Source organism: Halomonas sp. YLGW01 (genome assembly GCF_014840935.1).
Lineage (GTDB): Bacteria > Pseudomonadota > Gammaproteobacteria > Pseudomonadales > Halomonadaceae > Onishia.
The window spans coordinates 2,691,805-2,706,863 of the sequence record NZ_CP062005.1 but is presented as its reverse complement, the minus strand read 5'-3'; the positions used below and the strand labels follow the sequence as shown (position 1 = coordinate 2,706,863).

Below are 15,059 nucleotides of genomic sequence, written 5' to 3'. Positions count from 1 at the left end.
TGATAAATCAAATCATTCTTGTTCGTAATAGTGGTGCTCACAATGACGCCTGCCGCCTCTCATGCGGGAGGCGGCAGGCGAAGGCTGTGATCGGTCCGAGGATAGGCCGCCGGACCGGCCCCGATCAGAAGGCGTAGTTGACGGTGGCCTTCACGCTGCGCTCGGCACCGAAGTAGCAGACGGACTCGCTATAGCATGAAGCGACATACTCCTTGTCCAGCAGGTTATTGACGTTCAGTTGGGTCGTCACACCGTTCCAGCCGATATTGGACAGGTCATAGTTGATGGAAGCGTCCACCAAGGTGTAATCCGGAACCTCGAGCGTGTTGGACTCATTTGCCCAAGTCTCACCGATATAGCGCACCCCGAGGCCTGTCGTCAGGCCAGAGAATGTTCCTTGCTGGAAGCGATATGATCCCCAAAGGGATGCCATATGTTCAGGCGTTGCGACCGGTGTCTTGCCTTCGTAGCCATCACCGGATTCTATGATCTCGACATCTGTGTAGGTGTAACTCGCCCGAACGGCCAAGTTGTCGGTGATGTGCTTGTCGGCCTCCATTTCCAGGCCTCGAGACCGTAACTGATCGACCGACCGGTACGCGTTGATGTCTTGGATATAGTTGGACGCGTTGTCTTGGTCGATCTGGAACACAGCAATGCTGTATTGATCGCGGGTGTCGTTGGGTTGATATTTGAGGCCCAGTTCGTATTGTTCAGCTACCGTGGGATCGATCAGCTCATTGTTCTCGTCAACGTTGCTGCTCGGGCTGAAGGATTCAGAATAGCTGATGTATGGCGAGAGACCGTTTTCGAACTGGTACAGAAGTGCCCCGCGACCACTAAAGTATTCATCATTTAACTGCTGTTCGCTTGTTGATCCAACAGAAAAGTCTTCTATCTCACTCTGTACATCGACCCAGTCGTAACGCCCCCCCAAGGTGAGTCGCCATTGATCAATGGCGATCTGGTCTTGTAGATAGAGGCCGGTCTGATCTAACTCCCGATCAACGTCCTGATAAGGAGCAATAGTGCCGTCGCTACCATAGGTTGGGTTGAAAGGGTTGATGTCGGAGAACCCGTAACCATAAGTCCAGTATGCATCTGTGTCGCGATGTTGGTAATCCAGCCCGGCCAGCACATTATGGCGTGTGCCGCCGAGGTTGAAATCGGCAATTAGCTGATTGTCGACGGCCAGTGCATCGAGTTCCTCATCGGCACCGAAGTAGCGCCTCGAGAGTTCATTCCCGTTCCACGTTCCTCCGTTGTACACTTGTCCATAATCGACCTCGCTATGAACGTAGCGCAGGTTTTGTTGGGCGGACCAGGTATTGTTAAATCGATGCTCAAGCCGATAGCCGACCATGGCCTGTTCGCGATCGAACTCTTCATAGTCTTCTTCGCCGTCATAAAAGCTGTTGGAAATGGTCTTCCCATTATGACTATAAAGTGTACCCTCGGCCGGTAACCCGCCGTAGTAGCCTCCCTCCGGCTCTTTCTGAAGATAGGCCATCAGCGTCAGCGAGGTTGCGTCATTGACGTCGAGCGCCAGCGATGGGGCAATGGCATAGCGTTCGTTCTCGACTTTGTCCCACTGACTGTCCGCATCCTTGACCAGCCCGACCACGCGATAGGCGGCACGGCCAGAGTCTCCTAATTGATCGCCAAGATCGAAGCCGGTACTGAGATGCCCTTGTGTCCCTACGCTGGCCTGCAAATCACTATGCGTGGTGAACGTGGGCTGCTTGCTCGTCAAAGAGACCAACCCACCGGGAGCGGCGCGTCCATAGAGCACCGAGGAAGGCCCCTTGACGACCTCGATGCTCTCCAGGAAATACGGGTCGATCTGGAGGATGCTATAGGTGCCTTTGTCATTCATCAGCTTGAGGCCATTCAGATATTGGTTATCTATGCTGTCGCTGCCAAGGCCACGCAGCTTGATGGCATCGTATCGGCCAGCCGTGGCCCCGTACTGGCCAGTAAAGACACCGGCAGTATAGCGGGTGGCCTCTTGAACGGATTCCGAACCCTGCTCGCGGATCTCGTCCTTGGTGATAACAGAGACGGACTGTGGCGTCTCGTTGAATGGCGTCTCGGTCTTGGTGGCTGCGCTGGTGACGGTCAGGGTGTCGAGGGTCTGGGTCTCGTCGCTCGAAGCTTCTTCCTGCGCCCAGGCCGGTGCAAGAGTGGCGGCGCTGGCAAGCGCGATGGCGAGCGTAAGGGGATGCTTGGCGGTCATGGGCTGGTGTTCCTCGGGACGGGAGCTCGGCGCTTTGTAAGTCAACTCATTTTGGTAATGAGAATTATTCCAGTAATTCGTCCCGGTGACTTATGCGGTGTGCCAGCATGGCTATGCGAGATGCCAGAGCGCCTGTGCAGAACGCTGAGGCGATGAACTCGCGGCGCCAGTGATGGTCAGGGAGCGTCGGTCAGCCGCCGCCCACAACGGCGAGAGCGGGCAGAGTAGAGGCATTAAACGAGGCGGGAAAAGGCATCGAGGGGGCGAGGGCCCCCTCGATGCCTTGGCTCAGCGACGGCGGTAGTCGCTAGGGCTCACACCGAAGCGGCGGCGAAAGGCGGTGGTGAAGTTGCTCGCATGGCCATAGCCCACGGCATGGGCGCTCTGCTGCACGTCCAGGCCCTGCTCGAGCAGCCGGGCCGCCTTGGTCAGGCGGCATTCGCGTAGGTAGGCAAACACCGACTGGCCCTGGGCGGCGGCGAACTTGGCGCGCAGGCTGCTGGGACTCATGGCCGCCAGACGGGCGAGGTCCGCCAGCCGATGATCGGCTTCGGGCCGCTCGTCGATCACCCGGCGCACCCGTGCCAGGCGCTCCTGCTCGCCGTTCGACAGGGCCGACGCCGCCGGCACGCGGGGTGGCGCGGCGTTTGTCTCGCGGGGCAGCACCCGGGCCAGCAGTTGCAGCATCAGGGCCTCGAGCAGTAGCCGGGGGTCGCCGCTGGTATCGCCGGCCAGTGCCTCCTCCAGGGCGGCGATCAGGTGGTTCGGCAGAGGCTGCCGACGCAGGGCGGGCGGCCCTTCGCGCAGTGCCTCCAGGCTGGGGTGCTGCCGGCTCAGGGCGGCGAGGGCCTCGGCCTGAAAGGCCAGGTTGAGGGTGCGCAGGTGCTGGCCGGCAGGCTGCCAGGCCTCTAGCGCCTGGCGCTCGTCGAAGCGGGAGCACAGCGCCTGGCCGGGCGACAGCCACTGGATCTTATCGCCCAGGCGCAGCCGCACGCGCCCCTCCAGAATCACGGTGATGAACAGCGGCGCGGCGGCCAGCGAGGTGGAGGCGTAGGGCTCGAGCACGGTGAGGTCCGAGCGGGTCAGGAAGATGCCCGGGCGCAGCTCGAGCTCATCCACCTGCCCCCGCAGGATCGGCGTTCGGGCGGCTTCCGCATTGTCGGCCAGGGGGCCATCGGCCAGGGCGGGGAAGCGATAGGCGATGCCGTGGCGGGCGCCGAAGCGTTCGAGATCCGCGGCCGAGTGTTGCTGCGGCGTCCGGTGGGCCGCGCCTTCAGAGGCGAGCTGGCGGGAAGGCTGCATGGCTAGCCGCTGGCCTTGCCCGGTAGAGGGCAGTTGCCGCAGTAGCCGAGATCGGGCAACAAGTAGCGCAGGCAGCACAGGCGCCTCACCCGCCTCACCCGCCTGGTGGGCTCGGGAGCCGAGGCGCCCTCACTGGTCGGCTGGACATAGCGCACCGGCTGATAGAGCGGGTTGCGCCGCCCGTCTGGCAGGGTGCGGCTCTCCAGCAGGCGCTTACCTTCCGCGGCGACACCCGGGTGCGCCATGGGGTGACCCTCGAGGGCCGTCAGGAAGTGCTCGAAGCTGTTGCCGACATTGCTCCAGAAGACCTTCGCCGAGGCCCCGGACAAGGCCGACAGCCGCGCGATCAGCGGCGTCAGGTGATCATCGAGCAGGGTCGAGAAACGTGTGAAGCCGTCCAACGAGCCGAGCGGACGACCGGCATGGGCCAGCTGCAGGCACTCGGTGCGTCCCTCGGGGGTGAGGTGGACCCCGACCTCATCCAGGCTCACCGGCAGGTCCCGCTCGAGCAGCAGGTTGGCGGCCAGGTAGGGGGCCAGTAGGGCGCCGGCATGCCACTTCGACCACAGCGAGGCGACCGCCCGACGATCGCCCTGGCCTTTGCAATCAGCATCGCCGTAGCCGGCGCCGAAGCGCTCGAGCTCGGCCTCGAGCCGGCCGGGAGCCAGCAGGTCGCGCATTGCCACGGCCGGGGCCGTGAGCGGGCCGAGCCGCGGGGGCGTCAGGCCATCCAGCGGGCCGGAATAGAGCGCATCGAGCAACGAGGGCATGAAGGTCGTCTCAGCAGCGGGCATCAGGTTTAGCGATGCTAAATTAAATGCTAATCATTATCAATAACAGGTGGTGCGAGGGCAGGTGGTGCGAGGGCAGGTGGTGCGAGGGCAGGTGGTGCGACAAATGCAGGAAGTGATTCGGACCAGTGAAATTTAATCGATATTATATTAGCTTTATCTACTCAATTTTTATTTGAATCACCTTGCAGGTTATCGGAGCTACCACGATGAAGTTGATTAAGTCCTCCATCGCGATCACTGGCCTTGCGGTCCTCAGCGGTTGCGCCTCGCACGCGCAGATTGATATGCCGGTCGTCTCTCAGGTCCATACGCCAGTGTTGGAGGGTAAAACGCTGGCGTATGACATCTATTACAGCCAGCCGACCCCCGGGATTTTCAATGAAGGCAAGCAGCAGGCTTTAACTCCGCTTGCAGAAGTCGAGCTGTCGGTTGCTTCGGCGGCCACGCTCAAGAATCTGCCGGATTACATCTACGAGCAGCTGCCTTCCTCCGTGTCTCGTGGGGAGCTGGGCAACAGCGATTATCGTGTCCATGTAGAGCTGACCGCCCATGACAAGAAAGGCCCGGTCTTTGCTGACTTCCAGCTCGCCGAAAGCTTTGGTAAGGGGCTTCTGACGCTGGGGTTGGCACCGAGTGAATACCAGATCATTGCCGATTTCGATGCTCGGTACGAGTTACATGCGAAAGACATGCTGATCTACGCCGAAGACTACACGGTGAAGGATGATGTCGACCACGAACGTGGTGATTTCGAAAGTTATAACTCCGTAAATGATCCGGCGGGCCAGCTGCTCAAGAAACACCTGATTCTGACCCTGAACGACTTTTTCTCGGATGCGGTAGAAGAGCTGTAACCCTGATTGCGCGGCCGAGGTGATTCGGCTTCCAGCCGGCGGAGGCTCGGCCCGGCGATTGCGGCTCGGGGGAGACTTGAGAAGAGCCTCAGCGCTCGATCAGGGTGGCATCCAAGGTGACCGGCACCTCGTCGCCGATCTGCTCGTAGCCGAGTAGCAATATCACGGTGCGCAGGGTGGGGTTGGCCATCAGCTCGCGGCCATCCACCGCGACCCGCTCGGCGGTGCTGATCCGGATGCGTGATGCACTCTCGCGGGTGAAGCGCAGCGCCAGGGGCTCCTGCCGGTTCACGCCCTCGGCATCGACCCGGAAGCTCAGCGTCTCGGTGAGTGAATCGCCCACCGCCAGGTTGTTGAGCCGCTCCGGCGGCAGTTGGGTGACCAGGGTGGCCAGTGGCAGCTCGGTCATGCCCTTGAGCCACACCGGCAGGCCGCCCAGGCGCTCCAGCACGTCGGTCTGGCTCAAGCGAAGCGGCAGGCGCAGGGTGCCATCCTCACCGATGCTGCCCGAGAGCTCCCGCACTCGGTGCTGGTGCGGCACTGGGCCTTGCGGCGTTAACTCGATCACCGTGGCCTCGAGCGCCGAGTGGGAGGGATCCAGCTGCCAGGCCGCCTGGGCGGGCAGGCTGATCATCGCGCAGAGGACGAGCATGGCAAACAGGGAAAGCACGGTGGCGGCCGCCGATAGCCCCCGGCGGTGGGAATGTGAAGCGTGTGTGAACACTGGCGGTGTCTCCCGGCAGGCATGTTAGCGTGGTGGCATTGAGAGTAATCCACTGCAAAGGACATCGCGATGACCCGCGCCAGTATCCTGCAACAAGGCACCATTCATTGCTTCCCCGCCGGCCTGCGCGATGCCAAGGGCGAGCTGGTCAACGCCGAGGTCTCGGCGGTGGCCTTCGACGGCGAGCGGCTGCTGATGGCGAGCGACAAGCCGATTCCTGGTGAGGAGCGCTCGGCCTGCTTCGCCCTGCCGATGCGTGATGCCGGGCCCGACGACACCGCCCTTGCCTACTACACCCAGCCGCTGATCAAGCAGGCCGTGAAGTACGAGGACTTCGCCCTGACCGCCGATGGCCGCCATGTGCTGGCCACCACCGGCTTCGATCGCCTGGATGCCGACAGCCACGCCCTCAACGACTACAACCACCTGCTGATCTGGCCGCTCGGCAAGCCCGACCAGGTGCAGGTGGTCGACCCCGACCCCCGCGATGGCGTGGAAGGCTCGCTGGAGCTGCGCGGCAAGCTCAACGCCGTGATTGGCTTTCCGTACTACAAGATCGAGGGGCTGGCGGCGATTCCCGGCGAGCGCGGCGATGGCCTGCTGCTGTTCGGCGTGCGCGAGCAGGGCCAGGCCCACGACGACTTCGAGTACGTCAGCCGCGTGGTCGGCGCCCACTACAAGATCACCGAGAACGGCAACCTCGAGTTCCTCGATGAGATGCGCGAGTGCTATGCCTTCGACCCCAGCCGGTTCGACGGCGTGCGGTTCGTGTGTGGCCTCTCGAGCCTCGAGTATGACCCCTACCACGCCAGGCTCTACCTGCTGACCAGCTTCGAGACCGAAGAGGCCGGCGAAGAGCACATCGGCGGCTACCTGTGGCAGATGAGCCTCGAGGACTTCCGTGCCCGCCGCGAGCCCGAGCTGGTGACTAACCTGGAAGGCCAGCCGCTGGAGTTCGAGCATAAGGCCGAAGGCCTGGCCGTGCTGGATCACGACCGCCTGTTCGTCGCCTACGACAACGACCGCAACCTCGCCCTTGGCAGCGTGGACGAGCGCGACGAGCGCCATGCCTGCGAAGCGCCTTACACCATCCTCTCGATGACCTAATGTAGGGCGAATCCCGCTGGTCTCGCCCGGCGGGATTCGCTATCATACGCCCGCGCTGATAAGGGCCTATAGCTCAGTTGGTTAGAGCAGGGGACTCATAATCCCTTGGTCGCTGGTTCGAGTCCAGCTGGGCCCACCAAACGCCAAGCCGTAACGTTTGTTTCCCCTCCCCATTGTTCCTTGCTGCACTTATCCACACGGTGTTCATCCGGCGTCTTATTCGATGCCATGTGGATAAATTTAATGCTGTTGTACTCCATCTTGATGTTTATGGCGTCTTCAGTTCACTCAGCCTGAAGATTCCAGTAACTCTAGCCGTTTATCCATTTGCTCCTCGAAGTTCACAAGCATCGCCATGATCGCGTCATCCCAATTATCACCTTATGAATAATCGAAGCTTGAAAGGAGGCGGCTGTCCCTTGCTTTTATTATATGATTTTAATATGTCGATTGATTCCATAAGTTTGACTGTATGCTTATATCGCATTGTGCGGCTTCAACCTGTGGCGTGCATTAAGGAGCGGTTTATCACATTGTGGATGGACCTAAATCAGGGGGAAATCAACATACCCAAGATAGAAGTCTTGGCGCGAGGTCGTTAAACTTTCAATGCAAGCACTTCCTTACTCCATTGATGTCTAAGCCCCGCCAAATCCTTGGCGGGGCTTTCTTATTGCTGGGCGAGTTAATCAACTTATACGATGGGCGGCAACCGACTCGCCGAGGGGCTACGGGATCCCAAGCTGCTTCATGGCGTCAATAGCCGATGTAATGGGCCACAACCAAGGCGATCCAGCACATCCCAAAAAGTGGCAGCATCACCGGCAGAATCACTGGTAGCCACTGCGCATAGGACACCCGCCCCAGGGCTAGCATGGCTAGAACGCTTCCGGCAGTAGGGATAAACATGTTGGATAGGCCATCCCCCACCTGGAAAGCGCTAACCATCAGCTGACGGCTCATTCCGATCAAATCGGCCAGGGGGATCAGGATCGGCATGGTGACTAGCGCCTGGGCAGAACCACTGGGGATAAACAGGTTAATCAGCCCTTGGATCACGCTAGTGATCACTGCGGCCGGAGCGATTGGCATATCGACGGCTACTTGGCTGAGCGAGTGGATGATAGTGTCGAGGATGCGGGCGTCTTTGAGAATCACTTGAATAGAGGCGGCTAGGCCGATGATCAGAGCGCTAGAGGTGACCGATGAGGCTCCCTCCATCATCTGCTTAACCAGACGGTTGGGGCTGAGCCCACTGGCGAAACCGATCAGCATTGCCATCAGCAGGAATATTCCGGATATCTCCTTGATATACCAGCCACGCGTGAAAATCCCGAACAACATGACGGTCAGGCCGGTGAGGAAAAGGCCTAATACGACCAGATCGTTGCGAGCGAGGGTGTAGTCCTTAAGCTCACGACTCATCTCCGCCGGTTGATCATCGCGAAACTCCAGGTTCACCACGCGCAGGCAGATGTAGGCTGCAAGGGTTGATAGACAGAGCAGCATCATCAGGGTACGTAGTTCCCAGCCGGAGAAGAGCGGTAGCTCGCCAATACTCTGGGCTACCCCCACCGTATAGGGGTTGATGGGCGAGAGTGCGAAACCCACCCCGATGCCCCCGACTGCCATCGTCACTCCTACCAGCCGTGAGCAGCCGATTGCGGAAGCGATCAACACGCCTAGTGGCACCAGAGCCATGTTGTTTTCGCTGCCCACAGTCATACCAAAGAAGCCGTAGATGAAGGTGCCTGCAGTGAGGATCACGTTGCGGCTCTTCACGCTCCGTCCCGCCCCCATGCGGTAGGCTGCCACTCCGATGGCATTCTCTAGGGCGCCGGTGCCCTTGAGTACATGGAACAGTCCGCCCGCGATGAAGACTATGAAGAGAAACTGGGCAGCATTGATCATGCCTTCGGGAATCGCCACGAAGAGCCGGAATGGATGAATGAGAGCAACGTCAGGGATATATTCGAAGGAGCCTGGGATTACCCGGTTGCGACCTTCTACTAACTCCCTGGCGAACTCTCCCGCCGGCACGATGAAAGAGAGCAGATAGACGACTATGAGTACCAGGAAGATCAACACCATGGGATCAGGGAATTCGCGCATCCTCTTGCGCTTTCCATGCGGCGTGGAGAGAGTACCGGCGTCATCGTGCTGTTTCATGTGATTACCTCAGAATAATTTGGCGATCTTGTTTATATTGTCACTTGCCACGATTACTCACAGCGGGAAGTACTTGGTACAGCGCTATCTGGTGAGAAGTAACGTGAGATTAAGCCGACCAGGAAGGTCGCGGCCGGCCCCATGCAATCATCATTAAAGTCATAGTGGGGGTTGTGGACGCTGCATGGCCCGATGGCGGCCCCGCCGTCATGGCCGTTGTCGCCATTGCCGACAAGGAAGTAGCAGCCCGGCACCTGATTCAAGAAATAAGCGCAGTCCTCGCTACCGGTCAGCGGCGCGGTACTCGCTTCCACCTGTGCCTCACCGAACATCTCTCGAGCGGTCTCGATTGCTAACTGGGTCTCTTCAGGGGAGTTGACCAACACTGGATAGCCGCGGACGTAGTCAATGTCGCACCGGCAATCGAAGGCAGCTGCCTGAGAGGAAGCCAGGTCGCGAATACGGCGCTCCAAGATGTCGCGGACATCAGAGTCTAGGGTGCGCACGCTGAGTGCCAGCTCAGCACTGTCGGGGATCACGTTGGAGGCGCTGCCCGACTGCATGCGGCCCACACTGATTACCGAAGTAAGGTTAGGGTCAACGTTGCGGCCTACGATACTTTGCAGGGCTAGCACGGTAGCGGCCGCAGGCAAGGTTGGGTCGGTTGCAAGATGAGGCACAGCACAGTGCCCACCCTTGCCAGTAAAGGTCAGGGTGACAGTATCCGACGATGCCATGAACTCCCCTTCCCGGAAGCGCAGTTGCCCAGTGGGAAAGCCCGGCATGTTGTGCAAGGCGAAGAGGGCGTCACAGGGAAAGCGCTCGAACAGCCCCTCATCGAGCATACGCTGTGCACCACCGCCGCCGCCCAGCTCCTCGGCGGGCTGGAAAATCAGGTGCAAGGTGCCGCTTCCAGGCAGTCCCTGCTCTCGGTGTTGGCGGGCGACGGCTTCGGCCACGCCCAGCAGGATGGCAGTGTGGCCGTCATGGCCGCACGCATGCATCCTGCCAGCTACTTGGCTGGCCCAAGGCAGACCGGTAGCTTCATGGATTGGTAGAGCATCCATATCCGCACGTAGCCCAAGTTTAGGACCCGAGCCGTCACCCCAGCTCAGAACGCCGACCAAGCCGGTCACGGCGATGCCGGTGTGTACTTCATACCCCCATTCCTTCAACCGCTCTGCAACCAGCTGGCTGGTGTCGAACTCTTCAAAGCCGAGTTCTGGGTGTTGATGAAGATGACGCCGCCAAGTCTGCATCTCGTCTAAATGAGGCGATATCGTCTCGGCCTGGTTCATGATTTCCCACCTTTTGGTCTTGGTTTTTTTTCAGCTCGTTCTGATGCTGTCAGCGCCATGTGATACTGTAAAGACGACTATTCCAGCCTGATGACAACCAAAAAGCATCACTTACTATGAAAGAGCACCAGCTGAAAGCTTTTCTGCGCATCGCCGATGAGGGTTCGATTCGTGGTGCGGCTCGCTCCCTGCATCTCAGCCAGAGCGCCCTGACTCGGGCTATGCGTGAGCTGGAGGCCAACGTGGGAGCTGAGCTACTGATTCGCAGCTACCGTGGGGTTGAGTTCACTCCCGCCGGAAAAGCACTACTTATGCGGACGCGGCTGGCCATGGCTACCCTTGATAAGGCACGCGATGAAATCCGCTGGCTGCGTGGCGGCGCCGGTACTCAAGTCTCGGTAGCGGTCACTACTGCTATCGCAGCAACCGCACTACCGAGTGTTTTGAAGACCTTCGAGCAAGAGCAGCCAGATGCGCGTGTTGTCCTAGCGGAAGGCATGCTGAGCACCCTTTTGCCGGGGCTGATGGAAGGGAGAATCGACTTTGCCGTTGCCGTGGCTGAGGTCTCTCAGTTGCCTTACGAGATTACTCTCGAGCCGTTAGCAGAACTTCTCTCCGCGCCTGTAGGGCGGGTAGGTCATCCTCTGCTGGGAGCCACCGACTGGACAGGGTTGTCCCAGGCCCGTTGGGTCCTCAACCTCGCGGCCGGCAGTTCTGCACACTATTTGACGAGCTGGCTAAACGCGCGTGGCATAGAGATGTCGGAACGGGTAGTAAGCTGTGACTCATCGACGTTGATGGTCGAGCTAATGCGTCAGACCGACCTGATAGGCTTAGCCCCACGCTTCTTTGCGGATAATCCACTCTCGGGCCAAGGGTTAGCTTGTTTCGATATGCTGAGTGATTTTCCGCGGTTTACAGTGGGACTGCTCAAGCTCAGGGGGGTACCGCTTCACCCCGGTGCAGAGCGGTTGGCAACCCTGTTTCGCCGCGAGGTCAGCGGTTTGTCGCTGTAACTGTTCTCAGCCCCAAATATTCATGATTAGGCAGCTTGTCTTGAGCTTGTTCGGAAGCGAGGCGATCCGATCATCCGGGACCCTACACCAAGTGACCACTCCTAGACTCAGTGTTTATCACTCTCGGGCTCGATGAGTCTCGGGTCGTCGTGGGTAGGCCGGTTGATGCGGGTGCTGACTGGCCAGTGCGTGAGCGTGTCCGCGTCCAGGTGATGAACGGCCGATCTGATGGCGTCGCGCTCCTGGAGTGTGCTATCCAGCCAAGTCCTCAGGCTGTCGTCGTTAAGCAGCAGCGGCATACGGTCATGAATCTCCCGGGCGTTGCCCCGTGCGGGTTCGGTAACGATGGCACAGCCCGCGGTGCCGTCGGCGAAGGCCCCCCAGATGCCGGCCAGGAAGAGGGTGGCGCGATCCTCCCTGCATAGATAGTACGGCTGCTTGCCGCCCGCTTGGGGGAGCCATTCGTACCAGCCATCCGCCGGGATCAGGCAGCGGTGGTGGCGAAAGGCGCCCTTGAAATAGCGGCTGGTGGCGAGGGTTTCGACCCGGGCGTTGATCGGCTGCGGGGCATCGGGGCCGGCCCAGGCGGGGCGATAGCCCCACCACAGGTCGTCGATCATGGGGGCGCCGTCGGGCTCCGGTCGCCGGATGCCCAGTATCCAGGTGCCCGGGGCCACGTTGTAGCGCGGGGCGTGGGGCTCGGGGCCAGCCAGCCCTGGGATCAGCCGGATGGCCTGGGAGAGACGTGGGTAATCGTAAAGTGAGTAGCGTCCGCACATATCACCAGCATAGCCCCCGATGGGGGGCTTAAGCGGTCACGGGCTTACGCGGTCACGGGGGATTGCCGGGCGAGGTGCAGGAGAGGTGCAGGGTGAGCCTGGCTCGCTTGGCGAGAGATCGCCTCAGCGCGCCTTGAGTCAGCCTGCGGCGGCGACGAGGCGCATCAGGCTCTCGGCGCGGTCGGCCAGCAGTTCCGGGGTGCGGGCCAGGGCTTCGTCGAGGGCCATGGGGCCATCGGCCAGGGCGAAGGCGGCGACGATGCCCTCATCATGGGCGGCCTGCCAGCCGTCGCCCAGCCGACCGGCCAGGGCGAGGGTCGGCACGCCCTTGGCGCGGGCACGGCGGGCGATGCCCACGGGGGTCTTGCCCGACAGGCTCTGGCCGTCGAGCTGGCCCTCGCCGGTGATCACCCAGTCGGCCCGCTCAAGCAGGGCATCGAAGCCGACGGCATCCATCACCAGCTCGATGCCGGGGCGCAGCTCGGCCTCGAGGAAGGCGCTGGCGGCGAAGCCCATGCCCCCGGCGGCACCGGCGCCCGGCCGGTCACGATGATCGTGGCTCAGGCAGTCGGCGGCCACCGCGGCGAGGCGGCCAAGGGCCGCATCCAGGCGCTCGACCTCGGCGGGGCTGGCGCCCTTCTGGGGCCCGAACACGGCGCTGGCGCCCTTGGCGCCGAGCAGCGGGTTATCGACGTCCACCGCGGCCTCCACCTTGAGGCGCGACAGGCGAGGGTCGAGCCCCGAGAGGTCGATTTGCGCGAGCTCGGCCAGCGCCGCGCCTCCCGGCGGCAGCTCCCGGCCGCCGTCATCCAGGAAGCGGGCCCCCAGCGCGCTGAGCATGCCGGCGCCGCCATCGTTGGTGGCGCTACCGCCGAGGGTCAGCAGCAGGCGCTCGGCGCCGGCATCCAGCGCCGCGCGCATCAGCTCGCCGAGCCCGTGGGTGGTGCTGTGCAGGGCATCGCGTTCTTCGGCGGCGAGATGCTGCAGGCCGCTGGCTTCGGCTAGCTCGACGAAGGCCTGGCGAGTATCCGCCTGCCAGCCCCAGGCGGCCCGGCGGGGCCGGCCCAGGGCATCCTGCACCTCGACGAGGCGACGCTCGGCGCCGGTCGCGGCCAGCAGCGCATCGAGGGTGCCTTCGCCCCCATCGCCCATCGGGCACAGCAGCGTCTCGGCCTCGGGGTCGGCGCGTCGAATGCCGTCGGCGATGGCACGGGCGGCTTCCTGGGCGGAGAGGGCATCCTTGTAGCTGTCCGGCGCAATCAGAATCTTCATCTTGTGGTGGTCTCTTGTTCGGAAGGGTTCTGGGTCATGACGCCTGTGCTCCCTGCTCGCCGGCAACTCTTGGCCGTTGATACCGCACTATCCAAGGCAGGATCGCGTGATCAGGGTCGGCTTCGACTCAGGTTTCGGTGATGGGCGTCTGGCTGCATTCCTGCCGGTATCCGGGGTAACGTATTCGTTGATCTTAATACGTGAGTGCCGCGAGCGCTCCCTTCCGGCCCCGCGCCGACCCTCACCCGAACAAGAGAGACCCATGTCCGCAACATCGATCCATACACCGCCCCCGCCTCGCGGGGGTTTCGCGACCGAGACTTCCTGAAGACCCATGCCCGGGAGCTCTTGGCGTTCTATCATCCCCGAGCCATCGATCATGAAGGCGGCGGTTACTTCCAGGCCTTTCGCGATGATGGCGGCATTTACGATACGCAGACCCGTCATCTGGTCAGCAGCACCCGCATGGTCTTCAACTATGCGATGGCCAGCATCGAGTTCGGGAACCCCGAGTATCTCGAGGCCACCCGCCATGGCCTGCGCTTCCTGCGCGAGCAGCATCGAGACGCCGAGACCGGCGGCTATCGCTGGATTCTCGAGGGAGATCGGGTGGTCGATGACACCAACCATTGCTACGGGCTGGCCTTCGTCGTGCTGGCCTATGCCACCGCCCTCAAGGCCGGCATCGAGGAGGCCGCCGACTGGCTGGACGAGGCCTATGCCCTGATGGAGACGCACTTCTGGTCCCCGGAGGACGGGCTCTATCGGGACGAGATCAGCGCCGACTGGCGCGAGGTGTCACCGTATCGGGGCCAGAACGCCAACATGCACAGCTGCGAGGCCATGATCGCGGCCTTCGAGGCCACCCGGGACGAGCGCTACCTGGAGCGGGCCATGACGCTGGCCTACAACATCTGCGTGCGGCAGGCCGCCATGGCCGATGGCCTGATCTGGGAGCATTACGATGCGGCCTGGCGGGTCGACTGGGACTACAATCGGGACGATCCGCGCCACCTCTATCGCCCCTGGGGCTTCCAGCCCGGCCATCTCACCGAGTGGGCGAAGCTGCTGCTGATGCTCGAGCGCTATCGCGACGACGACTGGCTGCTGCCGACCGCCCGCCGGCTATTCGACACGGCCCTCGACACGGCCTGGGACGAGGCGCGCGGGGGCCTCTACTACGGCTTCGCGCCGGATGGCCGAATCTGCGACGACGACAAGTACTTCTGGGTGCAGGCCGAGTCCCTGGCCGCCGCCGCCCTGCTGGCCGAGCGCACCGGCGACGCCGCCTACTGGCAGTGGTACGAGCGGCTCTGGGCCTATGCCTGGGAGCACCTGGTCGATCATCGCCATGGCGGCTGGTTCCGCCTCCTCGATGCCGACAATCGGCGCTATGACGATCGCAAGAGCCCGCCGGGCGGCAAGTGTGACTACCACACCATGGGTGCCTGCTATGAGGTGCTGAGATGTCGCGACCTGGCGCCGGCCGGTTAGCCAGAAGCGCACCC

Annotated in this window: 12 protein-coding genes and 1 tRNA gene; 5 read left to right on the top strand and 8 right to left on the bottom strand. The window is 61.8% G+C overall.

The genetic code is table 11. From position 1 onward, the window contains the following. Positions 1–124: 124 nt before the first annotated feature. The 3 genes from IEJ03_RS12415 to fhuF form a co-directional block, all read right to left on the bottom strand. Positions 125–2,236: a TonB-dependent siderophore receptor gene (locus tag IEJ03_RS12415; protein ID WP_192035155.1), complete on the bottom strand. Its 2,112-nt coding sequence runs from the start codon at positions 2,234–2,236 to the stop codon at positions 125–127. 288 nt (positions 2,237–2,524) lie between these two features. Continuing rightward, positions 2,525–3,538, bottom strand: coding sequence for a helix-turn-helix transcriptional regulator (locus tag IEJ03_RS12410; protein WP_192035154.1), 1,014 nt, complete (start codon positions 3,536–3,538; stop codon positions 2,525–2,527). 2 nt (positions 3,539–3,540) lie between these two features. Continuing rightward, positions 3,541–4,308, bottom strand: coding sequence for a siderophore-iron reductase FhuF (gene fhuF / locus IEJ03_RS12405; RefSeq protein ID WP_192035153.1), 768 nt, complete (start codon positions 4,306–4,308; stop codon positions 3,541–3,543). Between the two features lie 230 nt (positions 4,309–4,538). Between fhuF and IEJ03_RS12400 the strand changes: the two genes are divergently transcribed. Then, positions 4,539–5,186: a hypothetical protein gene (locus tag IEJ03_RS12400; protein WP_192035152.1), complete on the top strand. Its 648-nt coding sequence runs from the start codon at positions 4,539–4,541 to the stop codon at positions 5,184–5,186. Positions 5,187–5,274: 88 nt separating this feature from the next. On the opposite strand, the gene IEJ03_RS12395 is transcribed toward IEJ03_RS12400, so the two are convergent. Beyond that, entirely contained in the window at positions 5,275–5,910 is a 636-nt protein-coding gene (locus tag IEJ03_RS12395; protein WP_242457963.1) for a hypothetical protein, read from the bottom strand. Positions 5,911–5,979: 69 nt separating this feature from the next. Between IEJ03_RS12395 and IEJ03_RS12390 the strand changes: the two genes are divergently transcribed. After that, on the top strand, positions 5,980–7,017 hold the full coding sequence (locus IEJ03_RS12390) for a hypothetical protein (RefSeq protein WP_192035151.1): 1,038 nt from the start codon (positions 5,980–5,982) through the stop codon (positions 7,015–7,017). Positions 7,018–7,079: 62 nt separating this feature from the next. Further along, positions 7,080–7,156 (top strand) — tRNA-Ile (locus IEJ03_RS12385). 617 nt (positions 7,157–7,773) lie between these two features. Here IEJ03_RS12385 and IEJ03_RS12380 read toward each other — a convergent pair. Beyond that, the gene (locus IEJ03_RS12380; protein WP_242457962.1) at positions 7,774–9,186 is read right to left on the bottom strand and encodes a TIGR00366 family protein; all 1,413 of its coding nucleotides are present in this window, start codon (positions 9,184–9,186) and stop codon (positions 7,774–7,776) included. Positions 9,187–9,239: 53 nt separating this feature from the next. Next, positions 9,240–10,484, bottom strand: coding sequence for a M20 aminoacylase family protein (locus IEJ03_RS12375; protein WP_242457961.1), 1,245 nt, complete (start codon positions 10,482–10,484; stop codon positions 9,240–9,242). Positions 10,485–10,600: 116 nt separating this feature from the next. Between IEJ03_RS12375 and IEJ03_RS12370 the strand changes: the two genes are divergently transcribed. Next, positions 10,601–11,500: a LysR substrate-binding domain-containing protein gene (locus IEJ03_RS12370; RefSeq protein ID WP_192035150.1), complete on the top strand. Its 900-nt coding sequence runs from the start codon at positions 10,601–10,603 to the stop codon at positions 11,498–11,500. Positions 11,501–11,607: 107 nt separating this feature from the next. Here IEJ03_RS12370 and IEJ03_RS12365 read toward each other — a convergent pair whose 3' ends face one another. Both IEJ03_RS12365 and IEJ03_RS12360 read right to left on the bottom strand, forming a co-directional pair. Then, positions 11,608–12,279 carry an SOS response-associated peptidase gene (locus IEJ03_RS12365; RefSeq protein WP_192035149.1) on the bottom strand — a complete coding sequence of 224 codons (672 nt, stop codon included), beginning with the start codon at positions 12,277–12,279 and terminating at the stop codon, positions 11,608–11,610. A 138-nt stretch (positions 12,280–12,417) separates the two neighbouring features. Further along, on the bottom strand, positions 12,418–13,551 hold the full coding sequence (locus IEJ03_RS12360) for a glycerate kinase (protein WP_192035148.1): 1,134 nt from the start codon (positions 13,549–13,551) through the stop codon (positions 12,418–12,420). 204 nt (positions 13,552–13,755) lie between these two features. Between IEJ03_RS12360 and IEJ03_RS12355 the strand changes: the two genes are divergently transcribed. After that, the gene (locus IEJ03_RS12355) at positions 13,756–15,045 is read left to right on the top strand and encodes an AGE family epimerase/isomerase (protein ID WP_347400982.1); all 1,290 of its coding nucleotides are present in this window, start codon (positions 13,756–13,758) and stop codon (positions 15,043–15,045) included. Positions 15,046–15,059 lie beyond the last annotated feature (14 nt).

What these genes read in the sequence shown, in the direction of transcription:
- IEJ03_RS12415 (WP_192035155.1), bottom strand. Translation starts at nt 2,236, where the DNA reads ATGACCGCCAAGCATCCCCTTACGCTCGCCATCGCGCTTGCCAGCGCC.
- IEJ03_RS12410 (WP_192035154.1), bottom strand. Translation starts at nt 3,538, where the DNA reads ATGCAGCCTTCCCGCCAGCTCGCCTCTGAAGGCGCGGCCCACCGGACG.
- fhuF (WP_192035153.1), bottom strand. Translation starts at nt 4,308, where the DNA reads ATGCCCTCGTTGCTCGATGCGCTCTATTCCGGCCCGCTGGATGGCCTG.
- IEJ03_RS12400 (WP_192035152.1), top strand. Translation starts at nt 4,539, where the DNA reads ATGAAGTTGATTAAGTCCTCCATCGCGATCACTGGCCTTGCGGTCCTC.
- IEJ03_RS12390 (WP_192035151.1), top strand. Translation starts at nt 5,980, where the DNA reads ATGACCCGCGCCAGTATCCTGCAACAAGGCACCATTCATTGCTTCCCC.
- IEJ03_RS12380 (WP_242457962.1), bottom strand. Translation starts at nt 9,186, where the DNA reads ATGAAACAGCACGATGACGCCGGTACTCTCTCCACGCCGCATGGAAAG.
- IEJ03_RS12375 (WP_242457961.1), bottom strand. Translation starts at nt 10,484, where the DNA reads ATGAACCAGGCCGAGACGATATCGCCTCATTTAGACGAGATGCAGACT.
- IEJ03_RS12370 (WP_192035150.1), top strand. Translation starts at nt 10,601, where the DNA reads ATGAAAGAGCACCAGCTGAAAGCTTTTCTGCGCATCGCCGATGAGGGT.
- IEJ03_RS12365 (WP_192035149.1), bottom strand. Translation starts at nt 12,279, where the DNA reads ATGTGCGGACGCTACTCACTTTACGATTACCCACGTCTCTCCCAGGCC.
- IEJ03_RS12360 (WP_192035148.1), bottom strand. Translation starts at nt 13,551, where the DNA reads ATGAAGATTCTGATTGCGCCGGACAGCTACAAGGATGCCCTCTCCGCC.